Source organism: Streptomyces antarcticus (genome assembly GCF_026627255.1).
GTDB lineage: Bacteria > Actinomycetota > Actinomycetes > Streptomycetales > Streptomycetaceae > Streptomyces > Streptomyces antarcticus.
Map to the genome: position 1 here is coordinate 1 of NZ_JAPNLM010000060.1, position 12,468 is coordinate 12,468.

Below are 12,468 nucleotides of genomic sequence, written 5' to 3' on the forward strand. Positions count from 1 at the left end.
GGCGTCGGGGGCGGCGGGTTCCGCGGCGAAGCGGGCGTACACCTCGGGGCGGCGGGTCTTGAGCCGCTGGGCGAGGGCGAGGCCGGCGAGGAAGACGGCGGGGACCAGGGTGACGAGGACGGTGTTGACGGTGGCGGAGGCCGCGGTGAAGAGGCCGACCTTGGAGACGACCAGGAAGATCGCCACGGCGAGCAGGACGGCGGCCGTGACGGGGGCGACGACCGTCCGCCAGGGCCCCTCGTCGTGGGGGACCCGCCGGAAGTAGACGGGTACGGCGATGGCGGCGAGCAGCATCAGGGCCATGAGGGCGATCATGCCCGGGGTGTTCACCCAGAGCAGCAGTTGCTGGTACGGGTCGGCTCCGGCGAGGGCGAAGGCGAGGACGACGGCCGCGCCGAGGACGGTCTGGACGAGGCCGGCGAGGTACGGGGAGCCGTGGCGGGGGTGGACGCGGCCGAGGGCGGCGGGCAGGACGCCCTCCTCGGAGAGGGCGAGCACGTAGCGGTTGATGGCGTTGTGGAAGGCGAGGAGGGAGGCGATGACGCTGGTGACGATGAAGACGTGCATCAGGTCCGCCGCCCAGGGGCCGACATAGGTGGTGATCGCGGCGAAGAAGAGGCCGCCGGGGTCCTCGGCCGCGGCGGCGACCACTTCTTCGGCGCCGAAGGCCTGGATGACGGTCCAGACGACGAAGGCGTAGAAGAGGCCGAGGAAGGCGACGGCGATGTAGGTGGCGCGCGGGACGGTGCGGTCGGGGTCGCGGGCCTCGCGGCGGTAGATGACGGTCGACTCGAAGCCGGTGAAGGCGGCGAACGCGAAGGCCAGGACGGCGGCGGTGCCGGGCACGAGGACCGCGCCGGGGGCGAAGGAGCCGGCGGAGAGGCCGTGAGCGCCGCCCTTGAGGAGGACTCCGGCGGCGAGCAGGACGAGTATCCCGGTCTCGGCGACGAGCAGGACGCCGAGGAGCCTGGCGCCGAAGTCGATGGAGCGGAAGCCGCCGTACCAGACGAGCAGGAGGCCGGCGAGGGAGACGGGCAGCCAGGGGACGTCGAGGCCCCCGAGGGCGTGGGCGGTGTCGGCGGTGGTGGTGCCGAGGAGGCCGTAGACGCCGATCTCCATGCCGTTGTAGCCGATGAGGGCGAGCAGGGCGGCGCCGATGCCGACGCGCCTGCCGAGGCCGCGGGTGATGAAGGCGTAGAAGGCGCCGCCGCTGCGGACGTGGCGGCTCATGGTGGTGAAGCCGACGGCGAAGACGGCGAGGGTGAGGCCGGCGAGGAGGTACCCGGCGGGGGCGCCGACGCCGCCGAGGAGGATCGCGACGGGGGCGACCCCGGCCATGACGGTGAGCGGGGCGGCGGCGGAGACGACGAAGAAGGAGATGTCGGCGGTCCCGAGGGCGCCCGTGCGGAGGGCTCCGGGGGCGGGGGCCCCGGGGGCGGGTCCGGCTCCGGGTCCGGGTCCGGGTCCGGCGGTTCTTGATGCTGGTGGCTCTGGCGTTTCAGGCATGCGGAATGCACCCTTCTGCGAACGGCAGGCGACAGGGGGCGAAAACCTAAAGGCTTTCGGTTTGCGGCAATGTAGCCTCCGGTTTCGGCGTACGGGAAGACCTGACGGTGGGAGAAACCGATGGCACGGCCGCGCACCCCCCTCCTCGACCGGGAGCGGATCGCCGCGACCGCCCTGCAACTGGTCGCGGAGCACGGGGAATTCAGCGTTCCGCAGGTCGCCCGCGCGCTCGGCGTGCAGACCGCCTCGCTGTATCACCACGTGGACGGCCGGGCGGGCGTCGTGGAGCTGGTGCGCGAGCTGGTCAGCGAGGGGATCGCCGGCGAGGCCCTCGCCCTGGCCCCCTGGGACCGGGCCCTGGAGGAGTGGGCGCGCTCCTACCGGGCCGCCTTCGCCGCCTACCCCCGGGCGATCCCGCTGCTGATGACCACGCCCGTACGGGCCCCCCGGGTGCTCGCGCACTACGAGCGCGCGGTGGGGCTGCTGCTGGCGGCCGGATTCCCCGTGGAGCGGGTCATGCCGCTGCTCACCGGCCTGGAGAACCTGGTCCTGGGCTCGGCGCTCGACCTGGCCGCCCCGGAGGCCATGTGGGAGCCGACGCCCCAGACCCCGCTGCTGGCGGGGGCCCTGGCCGCGGGCGGCCCCGGGCGCGCGGACGCCGCCTTCGACCTGGCCCTGGCGGGCTTCCTCGCGTACGCGCGTACGCTCCTGGCCGGGACGGAGGCGAGGCCGGACCGGGCCGGCGCCTCAAGCGGCTGACGCACCGCTCGACCGGGCGGGCCGCGTCCGCGCCTCGAACCGGACGCAGCGGCCTGGGCCGTCTAGCTCCTGGGCGCCCATGCGGCCCCTGAAGGCTCGGGGCCCTCCAGGGCGTGCCGGACCTTTTCCTTGAGGGTCTTCGGCGGGGCCTGCGTCTCCTCCTGCGTGTGCACGAGGCGGGCGGCGGTCACTCGTATGTGGCACTCGCGGTGGTGCTGCCTGAGCCAGACCAGCCAGGCACCGTCGGAGGTGAGGAACGCACTGCGGGCCGGAGTGTCACCCGGCCGGGCATGGCGGGCCAGGAGATCCGGCATGTAGTGCAGGGCGGCGTCCTCGGCCACGGCGAGCGCCTGCGCCTCCGTGCCACTGACGTGGTGCCTGGCCACCAGTGCCCAGCGGTGCAGTTGCAGCTTGACGCCGTCGGCGGCTCGCGTCACACGGGTGTCCTCCTCGATGAGGACGTACCACTGAGCAGTCATGACCCGGAGCCTAATACTGCAACCGCATGTGTGGGTCGTGACCTCGGCGTTGGCAGTGGCAGTGGCAGCGGCGGGCTCGGGCTTGGCTGCGGCGTCGGAAGTGTGACCAGCGCAGACGATGCTCGTTGGGGTGGCAGCGGGGCGTGATGACGACGTGCCCGATCATCCGGCGGATCTCCGGGACGCTGAGGGGTATGAGGTCTTGCTCGGCGTCACCAATGCCCCTTTTGTGGCTTCTGTGGCACGGATGGCAGTCAGGTAGGCGAGGGCGGCCATCGCGAGGGTGATGTGCCGGTACCAGGCCCGGTAGAGACGGACCTGGTAGTGGTCCAGGCCGCATTCGCCCTTGGCGATCTGGAAGCGTTCCTCCACCTGCCACCCCATACGGGCCCCCGGCCGTACCGGAGTACTGCCGCTGGACCCCGGCCGACTTGACGCCCTTCTTGAGGAAGCCGGTGTCGCCCCCGGTCAAGACGGCGCCCTTGCTCCCGATCGCCTCGACGACGAAGTCACGGACGTCGTCGCGGACCGCGTGCTCGTCCCAGTCGGCGAAGTTCAGCAGCCGCTGGAAACCGTCCGGGCGGCGCTGGCCGGCCTGCTCAGCCAGCGTCCACCCGTTCTTCCTCTCCAGCGGCGCCAGCAACGTGTTCAGGTAGTCCAGAGCCCGTCCACGTGGCTCCGACCTGCCAAAACGCCCAGCGGACCGGGCATGAAACCCGGCTATCCCATTGGACCAGTCCTCGATCTGCGCAACCGTCAGCGATTCATCACACAGTCAGGCCAACGACCAATCCGACGACCTGTCACGCCACATGCGGTTGCATTAGGAGGTGAGGAGGCCGATCGCCGGGCGAAGTGGCGTGAGGAGCGAAGACTGCGTGCTTGTGCCCAGCAGGTTATCCAGCGTGATGGTGCCGAGACCCTGATAGCTGTAGGTGTTGCCGTTGTTGATGTTGGTGATTTCAGTGGAACCTCCGCCTTCGCCCCAGTCGCCGGCATAGGCCAACGGGGAACTGGTCGCAGCTACGATTGCTCCACTGACGATCACCGCGCGAACGAGCCGCATCGCTGAATTTCTCACTGCCCTGCCTCCTGGCATCGAATGTGTCGAGACTGGGATAGCTGACGTGCAGGACCCGAGGGTCCACTTGCATATCCGTTGATGATTGAAATGATCGGTGGTGTGTCCGCATTAGCCGATCGTGGGAATCCTGGCGCTCCGGCGTGATCGCGGAGCGCCACACGAGGCGGGGGCGATCAAACGGCTCTGATCTCGCCGAGGGGTCGGTACCCCGTCCAGCACGGTGTGTCCAGGCGGAGGGTGCCGGTACCGCCGGCGCCCCCATCGCAGTAAGTGGACGGAATGACGGAGTTGAGGAAGGCTCCGTCGGGGTCGATGTCCGTGCCTCGGTACGGTGCCCCGGGGAAGCTGTAGACGCCGACGTTGAGCGAGTCGTACCCGCACCCTGGGCTCGTGGAGTAGCAGGCCGCTCCCTCACCGATCGGGTTGTCGCCGTAGTGGGTGGTGTTGAACGCCACCGTCCAGATGACCTGGGATGGAAGAGTGGTGCCAGCCGGGAAGTTGAACGTCAGTAGTTGCCCGATGGCGTTGGCACACAGCCCCGTGTTCGTGTTCAGGAACTTGCCCGCGTCGCTGCCCGTGCAGTTGGTCGGGTCCGCGGAAGGCCGGTAGGCGATGTTCTGCGACTGGGTGACCGTCGCGAGGCGGGCGCCGGGTGCGGGAGTGCCTGAGGAGTTGTCCACCGCGTAGATGTTCGCCGTGATCGGGTGCGTGAACGTGGAACCGGGCGTGGTCACGCAGTTGCCTGCGTTCCACGTTCCGCTGACGCCGCAGCCGAAACTCTGGAACAGCACCCGCAGCTGTGTAAGGGAGCGGCCGACGGGAACGGGCCCCACCTCGTCCCCGAACTCGGCCGTGCCCGTCGCCTCGTACCCGAGGCTGGGAACCTGGGAGCACTTCAGGATGTCCACCGGCATTGCGGTGTACACAATGCTGGAATCCTGCGACCCAGTTGTGCACGGCTCCGTCGGAGGAGGGGGAGGAGGAGTAGGTCCGTTGCCGGTGAGGGAGCCGACACCCTGAAACCTGTAGGAGTTCCCGTTGTTGATGTTTACGATCTTGTGGTTTTTGTGGTGCTTTTCTTCGCCGCCGCCATCGGCATGGGCAAGTGGATTACCCGCTGCCCCGAAGACGGCGGCGGCGAAAAGTACAGTGCACAGTCTGCGCATTAGCGGCAGTCGCACCGGTGGCCTCCTCGAAGTCGGTTCGAGGCCAAGGTAAGTCGCAATCGGAATAGTCCTCGCCATTAAACTCCAGTGCTCATCCAATCGGCGTAGTTAATCGGTATATGTGGAAAGGGGTCGTGGTGGCCGTTGCGGCGACAGTTTGGTGACTCGGACGCGCGGTTCAGCGGCCACGACGACGTGCCCGTGCGATGCCACCGAGGGTGCAAATCCCATAGCCTCCGCCCTCTGCGAGATCCCGAGCCCGCCGTCACTGCCAACGTCGAGGTCACAACCCCCACATGCGGTTGCAGTACTAACCACCCCCGGCCGGGCGGTGCGTCGGCCCCGTGGAACAGTGACAGGGAAACCCGGCCGCCCAGCGGTCCCGATCCGTCAAGTAAGGGGTGGCCAGGCCTCGTTGCCGCAGGGCTCATCGGGTAGATTTCTAAAAACTGTTTCCAATTCTGACGGGGCTGACGTGTTAGAGCTGACGGGGAGCGGGGCCGGGCCGCTGGAGGCGGGGGATCCCCGCCGGATCGGGTCGATCCCGCTGGCGGGCCGGCTCGGGGCCGGCGGAATGGGGCGGGTGTACCTCGGTGTGCGCGAGGGCAGGTACGTCGCCGTCAAGCAGCTGCTGGCCTCGGTCGTCGGCGAGGACGAGGACTTCGTACGCCGTTTCGGCCACGAGCTGGACAACCTGGCCCGCCTGCCCGAGGGGGCGACGGCGCCGCTGCTCGACAGCGACCGCACGGCCCGGCCGCCGTGGTTCGCGACCGCGTACGTCCCCGGGATCACTCTGAAGGAGGCCGTCGACCTGCACCGCGGCCCGCTGCCCGCCCACGCCCTGTGGCTGCTCCTGCGGGAGGCGGCGTCGAGCCTCGCCGCGGTGCACGCGCTGGACATGGTGCACCGGGACCTGAAGCCGTCCAACGTCATGCTGACCCTCGACGGTCTCACCCTGATCGACTTCGGCGTCGCCCGGGTCGCCGAGCAGAGCCAGCTGACCAGGACCGGCATGGTCGTGGGGACGCCCGCCTACATGGCGCCGGAGCAGGCCTCGGGCAAGCGGCGGCTCAGCGGCGCCACCGACGTGTTCGCGCTGGGGTCGGTCCTCGCGTACGCGGCGTGCGGGCAGCCCCCGTTCGGCGACGAGTCGGGGCACGGCGTGCTGTACCGGATCGTCCACGAGCAGCCCGACCTGGAGCCGCTGCGGGAGCTGGAGCCGGAACTCGCCGACCTCGTGGCGACCTGCCTCGACAAGGATCCCGGGAACCGTCCCAGCGCCGCCGGGCTGCTGGAGCGGGCCTCGCGGCTGGGCCCGTTCGCCACCCCGTTGTGGCCGGCGGCCATCACCGAGCGGCTGTCCGAGCGGGCCGCGTTCGCCGCGGACGTGCGGGAGGTCGACGTGCCGACGCTCCCGCTGGCGGGCGGGAAGCCCGGGACCGCGCCGGATGCGGGCAGCGCGCCCGGCACCGCGGCCGATCCCGCTGCCGGGGCGCGTGCGCAGCGGCCGGGGCGCAGCCGCCGTACCCGCGTGTTCCTCGCCGTCGTACCGGTCGTCGTGGTCGCCGGTGGTACGACGCTCGCCCTCCAGCTCCTACCGCACACGACCGAGCTGCGGTCCGGGCCGCAGGGCACCCCGCCCGCCTCGGCGTCGGCACCCGCCGACCCGGCGGCGGCGACGGCCGCCGGCAGCCCGTCGGGGGCGGTGCCCCCGGGCCAGTCCCCGGCGGGGGCCCTGCCGGGGGAACCCGTACCGGACGGCGGGCAGGGGGGCGCGGGTACGAATGCCGGCGCGGGCAACGGCGGGGGGAACTCCGGCAACCCCGGCACCCCCGGCACCCCGCCGGGCGGCGGCAATCCCCCGCCCGCCAGCGCCCCGGCGCCCAAGCCCACCGGCGGCGGCACGAAGCCGACGACCGCCCCGCCCCCCGCGTCCGGCACCCACAGCTACCGCAACGGCAACAACGGCCGGTGCATCACCCAGGTCTTCGGCGCCTCGGACCACGGCAGTTGCTCGGACTCGACCGCCCGCTGGACCGTGCGGAGCGCCTCGGGCGGCAACTTCAAGCTGGTCAACGCGCAGACCGGCCAGTGCCTGTACTCCAACGGGCTCAACCAGGCTGTCTTCGTCGGCGACTGCGCCCAGGACATCGGCCGGCTGTGGCGCTCGGGCGCGGGCGGCACCCTGGTGAGCGGCCTCGGCGGCGGCTGCCTCGACCTGGGCATGAGCAGCGGCCTGGTCACGGCGAGCTGCGGCGGCCAGGCCTCACAACGCTGGACGAGCCAGGGCTGAGCGAAGGACCACCGGCACCGTGGACGCCTTCCGCACCGAAACGGCCGTCAGGATCGACCGCTTGACCTCAACCATGCGTGAGGTCCTACGGTTTCCCCATGCCCTCCACGACGTGCAGGCCCCACACCGAAGTGCCGAAGCTCCGAAGTACCGAAGCTCCGAAGTACCGAGAGGGGATCTTCCATGACGACCCGACAGGCTGCCGACGCCGAACTCGCCGGACAGCCCGCCGCCTACTTGACCGGCGTCGCCTACGAGGCGCTCATCGCGTTCACCCGGGCCTGACAAGCCGAAAGGGGCCACACCCAGCCCCAGTTCTGGCTGCTGCGCAACCTGTCGGAGAACGACCTCTCGCCCGACGGCTCGGGGATGACCCTTCCCGAGCTCCAGGAGGCCATGTCCTCCTACATCCGGCCCGAGGACGACCTTGCGGCGGAGTCCGGGGGGCTCGTGGAGCGCGGGTGGCTGACCCGGGACGCCGAAGACCGGCTGTGGCTCACGAAGGACGGGCTCCGTGTTCGATCTTGTAGATCAGGCCTCCGGGGACGGCCTCGGTCCCGTTCAGATTACGCATGCGCAAAGCCGCCGGGGCAGGCGCATCGGAAACTCGGGCCGGGCCGAAATCCCGTTTCCCGGGCTCCTGTTCACCGGGTCTGGCTTTCCGCGTTCCGGTGGACTGAGAGGCGGTCGGGCACGACGTCAAACCCTTTCAACAACCTCGGGAAATGACCTCTCCCAACCAAACCCCGCTTCACTCACTCGGTCGAGTGAACGAAGCCAACCTGGCTGGCGCATATGCCAGTTCGGGGTGCAGGCTCAGCCTCGACAACCCCAGACATGCGAACGGCCCCCGAACGGGACTGCAATCCCGCCGAGGGCCTCACCGCTCAGGAAGAGAGAAGCTTCCCGTGGCTGAACAGCAGCTTAGCGCGCCCCCGCGCGCTCCGTACGGCATTCCGAGGCCCGGTGTCATGCACGAGAACGAGCGTCATCCCGAGCGTTACGTCACGATCGGCAACCATCTCGCCCAGCACCGCGAGTTGAGCCTGACGGCGATCGGCCTGTCCGCGCACATCCAGTCCCTGCCCACCGGTGCCAACGTCTCCATCAAGGCCCTGGCGCAGCGCTTCTCGGAGGGCGAGACCCGCATCGCCGCCGCCCTGCGCGAGCTGGAGGCGCACGGCTACCTGTCCCGCACCCGGGAGCGACTGCCGTCCGGGCAGGTCGTCACTCGTACGGTGTCGTACAACAACCCGCCCGCCACGCGGCTGAGGAAGGCGGAGGCCGCCCTCGGCCGGGGCCCCGGCCGGGAGTCGGTGCCGAGCACGCCCCCGTCCACACCGCCACCGCCACCGGCCCTGGTTCCCGTTCCGGGGCCCGTAGCCGCGGCTCCGCCCGCCGCGGGCCCGGCCCCGGAACCCGAAGCGGAACCCGAAGCGGAGCCCGAACCAGCGCCCCCGGCAGCGCACCCCCGGGCCCGGAGCGGGCCCCGCCCGGCCTTCGGGCCGGTCCCCGCCGAGCACCGGGAGGGGGCCGAGCTGCTCGCCCGGTTGCGGCTGCGGGACCCCCGGCTGCTGCTCTCGGAGCGCGACGTGGCGCGGCTCGCGCCCGCCGTGACCGTCTGGCTGGAGCGCGGCGTGACCCCGGCCGCCGTCAGCGGCACCCTGGCGGGCTGCCTCCCGGCGGAGCCGATCCGTTCGCCCGCCGCCCTGCTCGCGCACCGGCTCGCGGAGCTGCGGCCGCCCCACCTGCCGCGGCACGCGCCCGGCCCCCGGCACCCGGACCGGGAGGTCCAGCCGTTCCAGACCTGCGACGGCTGCGACCGCGCGTTCCGCGGCGCGTCCCCGGGCCACTGCCCGGGCTGCACCGCCGAAGCCGCTCAAGGCGCCGAGTCCGCCGGAGCCGCCCAGTCCGCCGCGGTCTCCCCGACACCGACGGCGGCGGCCTGACCCCCCGCGGGCGTGCGGCGGCGCCCGTCAGCCGCTGTAGAACAGCTCGTCCACGACCGCCCGCGCGCGGCGGGTGATGCGCCGGTAGTCGTCCAGCATCTCGCCGGCCGTGCCCTCGGCGTAGCCCAGATAGCGGCCCACCGCCCCCAGTTCGCGGGCCTCGGTGGGGAACGTGTCCCCCGCGCGGCCGCGCACCAGCATCACGGCGTTGCGGACGCGGGTGGCCAGCACCCACGCCTCGTCGAGGATCTGCGCCTCCTCGGTGGGGATCAGCCCGGCCGCGTGGGCGGCGGCCAGCGCGTCGCGGGTGCGGGTGGTGCGCAGGCCCGGTTCGGCCCAGGCGTGCCGCATCTGGATCAGCTGGACGGTCCACTCGACGTCGCTGAGTCCGCCGCGGCCGAGCTTGGTGTGCAGGGTCGAATCGGCGCCGCGCGGCATCCGCTCCGACTCCATGCGGGCCTTGAGCCGGCGGATCTCCCGTACGGCGTCCTCCCCGAGGCCCTCCACCGGGTAGCGCAGCGGGTCGATCAGCTCGATGAAGCGGCGGCCCAGCTCCTCGTCGCCCGCGACGGGCTGGGCGCGCAGCAGGGCCTGGCTCTCCCAGGTCAGGGACCAGCGGCGGTAGTAGGCGGCGTACGAGGCGATCGTGCGGACCAGCGGCCCGGAGCGGCCCTCGGGGCGCAGGTCGGCGTCGATGAGCAGCGGCGGGTCGGCGGTGGGCAGCTGGAGCAGTCTGCGCATCTCGGAGATGACGGTCTGGGCGGCCTTCGCGGCTTCCTGCTCGTCGACGCCCGCGCGGGGCTCGTGCACGAACAGGACGTCGGCGTCGGAGCCGTAGCCGAGCTCGTGGCCGCCGAAGCGGCCGACGCCGATGACGGCGAAGCGGGTGGGGAGGGTGTCGCCCCAGTGGTCCTGGACGGCGGCGCGCAGGGCGCCGGCGATGGTCGCGGCCGTCAGGTCGGAGACGGCGCCGCCGACCCGGTCGACGAGGGCTCCGTGGTCCTCTTCGGCCGGTTTGTCCTCCGTACCGTACGAGCCGATGATGTCGGCGGCCGTGGTGCGGAACAGCTCGCGGCGCCGGACCCCGCGGGCGGCGGCGACCCCGGCCTCGGGGGTCGCGGCCCGGCCGACGGCGGCGAGCACCTCCTGCTCCAGGGCCTCGTGCGTACGGGGCTGGAGGCCCTCGGGGTCGCCGAGCAGGGCGACGGCCTCGGGCGCGCGCAGCAGCAGGTCGGGGGCGAGCCGGCCGGCGGACAGGACGCGGGCGAGGTTCTCGGCGGCGGCGCCCTCGTCGCGCAGCAGCCGCAGGTACCAGGGGGTCTTGCCGAGGGCGTCGGAGACCTTGCGGAAGTTGAGCAGGCCCGCGTCCGGGTCGGCGGACTCGGCGAACCAGCCGAGCATCACGGGCAGCAGGGTGCGCTGGATGGCGGCCTTGCGGGTGACGCCGGAGGCGAGGGCCTCCAGGTGGCGCAGGGCCGCGACCGGGTCGGCGTACCCGAGGGCTTCGAGCCGCTGGCCGGCGGCGCGCGGGGAGAGCCGGGTCTCGCCGGGGGTGAGCTGGGCGACGGCGTCGAGGAGCGGCCGGTAGAACAGCTTCTCGTGCAGGCGGCGGACCACGGAGGCGTGCCGGCGCCAGGCCTTGTTGAGCTCGGCGACGGGTTCGGTGCGCAGGCCCATGGACCGGCCCAGGCGCCGCAGGTCGGCCTCGTCCTCGGGGACGAGGTGGGTGCGGCGCAGCCGGTACAGCTGGATGCGGTGCTCCATGGCGCGCAGGAAGCGGTACGCGTCGTTCAGCTGGGCGGCGTCGGTGCGGCCGACGTACCCGCCGGCGGCGAGGGCGTGCAGGGCGTCGAGGGTGGAGCCGGAGTGCAGGGTGGCGTCACTGCGGCCGTGCACGAGCTGGAGCAGCTGGACGGCGAACTCGACGTCGCGCAGGCCGCCGGGGCCGAGCTTGAGCTCGCGGTCGACCTGGGCGGCGGGGATGTTGTCGACGACGCGGCGGCGCATCTTCTGGACGTCGGCGACGAAGTTCTCGCGTTCGGCGGCCTGCCAGACGAGGGGACTTATGGCCTCGATGTACTCGGCGCCGAGCGCCTCGTCGCCGGCGACGGCGCGGGCCTTCAGGAGGGCCTGGAACTCCCAGGTCTTGGCCCAGCGCTGGTAGTAGGCGAGGTGGGAGGCGAGCGTGCGGACGAGCGGACCGTTCCTGCCCTCGGGGCGGAGGTTGGCGTCGACGGGCCAGATGGTGCCCTCGACGGTGGTCTCGGAGCAGATCCGCATGAGGTGGGAGGCGAGGCGGGTGGCGGCCTGGACGGCCTTGCCCTCGTCGTCGCCGTTGGCGCTGTCCCCGACGAAGATGACGTCGACGTCGGAGACGTAGTTCAGCTCGTTGCCGCCGCACTTGCCCATCGCGATGACGGAGAGCCGGCACCGGGCCGCGTCCTCGGGGGCGGCCGCCGAGGCGATGCGCAGGGCCGCGCGGAGGGTGGCGGTGGCGAGGTCGGCGAGCTCGGCGGCGGTCTGGGCGACGTCGGTGGTGCCGCACACGTCGCGGGCGGCGATCGACAGCAGGCAGCGGCGGTAGGAGACGCGCAGCTGGACGGGGTCGTGGGCGTCGGCCAGCCCCTGCTCGAACTCGGGGAGCCCGGGGTGCAGGTCGGCCGCCTCGTACGTGACGAGCGACCGCCAGTCGCGGGGGTGGCGGGCGAGGTGGTCGCCGAGCGCCTCGGAAGCGCCGAGCACGCCGAGGAGGCGGTCGCGGAGCGGCTTGGCGCTGACGAGGGTGTCGAGGAGGACGGGCCGGTCCTCCTCCGTCTGCGCCTCCGCGAGCCGGACGAGCCCGAGGAGGGCGAGGTCGGGGTCGGCGGTCGCGCCGAGGGCGTCGAGGAGGACCGGATCGGTCCGTACGGAGGCCAGCGCGTCGGCGTCGAGGAGCCGGGCCGCGGTGGAGGGGTCGGTGAAACCGCTGCGCAGCAGCCTGATGAAGGTGCTGCTCCTGCGTCCCGGGACTGTCATCCCGTGGCCTCCCGCGGTCGTCGCCGCCACTGCCCTGGCGTGCCTGGCGTACCTGTTGTCCCTGTTGTCCCTGGGGAGCCTATCCGGAGCAGTCGTTCGACTCACCGGCGCGCACGGGGCGGCGGGCTGCGGGCGGCGGCGGGCGGTCGTCCCGCGAGGTGCCGGGCGGGACGGGCGGCGGCCGAGGGCCCGGGCGGGACCGGGGGAACTGCGAGGG

At 72.3% G+C, this 12,468-nt stretch carries 9 protein-coding genes and 2 pseudogenes; 4 read left to right on the forward strand and 7 right to left on the reverse strand.

What is annotated here, in order from left to right:
- A partial coding sequence (locus OTB16_RS38515) for an APC family permease (RefSeq protein WP_267727508.1) occupies nt 1-1,506 on the reverse strand: 1,506 nt, incomplete at its 3' end.
- Between the two features lie 120 nt (nt 1,507-1,626).
- On the opposite strand from OTB16_RS38515, the gene OTB16_RS38520 reads away from it, so the two are divergent.
- Complete coding sequence (locus tag OTB16_RS38520; protein ID WP_267727510.1) at nt 1,627-2,265, forward strand: TetR/AcrR family transcriptional regulator; 639 nt, start codon at nt 1,627-1,629, stop codon at nt 2,263-2,265.
- 62 nt (nt 2,266-2,327) lie between these two features.
- On the opposite strand, the gene OTB16_RS38525 is transcribed toward OTB16_RS38520, so the two are convergent.
- The 5 genes and pseudogenes from OTB16_RS38525 to OTB16_RS38545 all read right to left on the reverse strand — a co-directional run bounded on the left by OTB16_RS38525 (nt 2,328) and on the right by OTB16_RS38545 (nt 4,754).
- Nucleotides 2,328-2,744 carry a hypothetical protein gene (locus OTB16_RS38525; protein WP_267727512.1) on the reverse strand — a complete coding sequence of 139 codons (417 nt, stop codon included), beginning with the start codon at nt 2,742-2,744 and terminating at the stop codon, nt 2,328-2,330.
- Between the two features lie 162 nt (nt 2,745-2,906).
- Nucleotides 2,907-3,128 carry a hypothetical protein gene (locus OTB16_RS38530; protein ID WP_267727514.1) on the reverse strand — a complete coding sequence of 74 codons (222 nt, stop codon included), beginning with the start codon at nt 3,126-3,128 and terminating at the stop codon, nt 2,907-2,909.
- A 7-nt stretch (nt 3,129-3,135) separates the two neighbouring features.
- Nucleotides 3,136-3,489: pseudogene (locus tag OTB16_RS38535) on the reverse strand (transposase); the annotation flags it as partial.
- Nucleotides 3,490-3,567: 78 nt separating this feature from the next.
- Nucleotides 3,568-3,825 (reverse strand): hypothetical protein, encoded by a 258-nt coding sequence (locus OTB16_RS38540; RefSeq protein ID WP_267727516.1) that lies wholly within the window; start codon nt 3,823-3,825, stop codon nt 3,568-3,570.
- A 176-nt stretch (nt 3,826-4,001) separates the two neighbouring features.
- Nucleotides 4,002-4,754, reverse strand: a complete 753-nt coding sequence (locus OTB16_RS38545) for a hypothetical protein (protein WP_267727518.1) — start codon at nt 4,752-4,754, stop codon at nt 4,002-4,004.
- Nucleotides 4,755-5,469: 715 nt separating this feature from the next.
- Here OTB16_RS38545 and OTB16_RS38550 point away from each other — a divergent pair.
- The 3 genes and pseudogenes from OTB16_RS38550 to OTB16_RS38560 all read left to right on the forward strand — a co-directional run bounded on the left by OTB16_RS38550 (nt 5,470) and on the right by OTB16_RS38560 (nt 9,236).
- A complete protein-coding gene (locus OTB16_RS38550) occupies nt 5,470-7,287 on the forward strand; it encodes a serine/threonine-protein kinase (protein ID WP_267727520.1) in 1,818 nt (605 codons plus the stop codon).
- A gap of 183 nt (nt 7,288-7,470) precedes the next feature.
- Nucleotides 7,471-7,809, forward strand: a pseudogene (locus OTB16_RS38555) (MarR family transcriptional regulator); the annotation flags it as partial.
- A 449-nt stretch (nt 7,810-8,258) separates the two neighbouring features.
- Complete coding sequence (locus tag OTB16_RS38560; RefSeq protein WP_267727522.1) at nt 8,259-9,236, forward strand: helix-turn-helix domain-containing protein; 978 nt, start codon at nt 8,259-8,261, stop codon at nt 9,234-9,236.
- Between the two features lie 27 nt (nt 9,237-9,263).
- On the opposite strand, the gene OTB16_RS38565 is transcribed toward OTB16_RS38560, so the two are convergent.
- Nucleotides 9,264-12,251 (reverse strand): bifunctional [glutamine synthetase] adenylyltransferase/[glutamine synthetase]-adenylyl-L-tyrosine phosphorylase, encoded by a 2,988-nt coding sequence (locus OTB16_RS38565; RefSeq protein ID WP_267727524.1) that lies wholly within the window; start codon nt 12,249-12,251, stop codon nt 9,264-9,266.
- Nucleotides 12,252-12,468 lie beyond the last annotated feature (217 nt).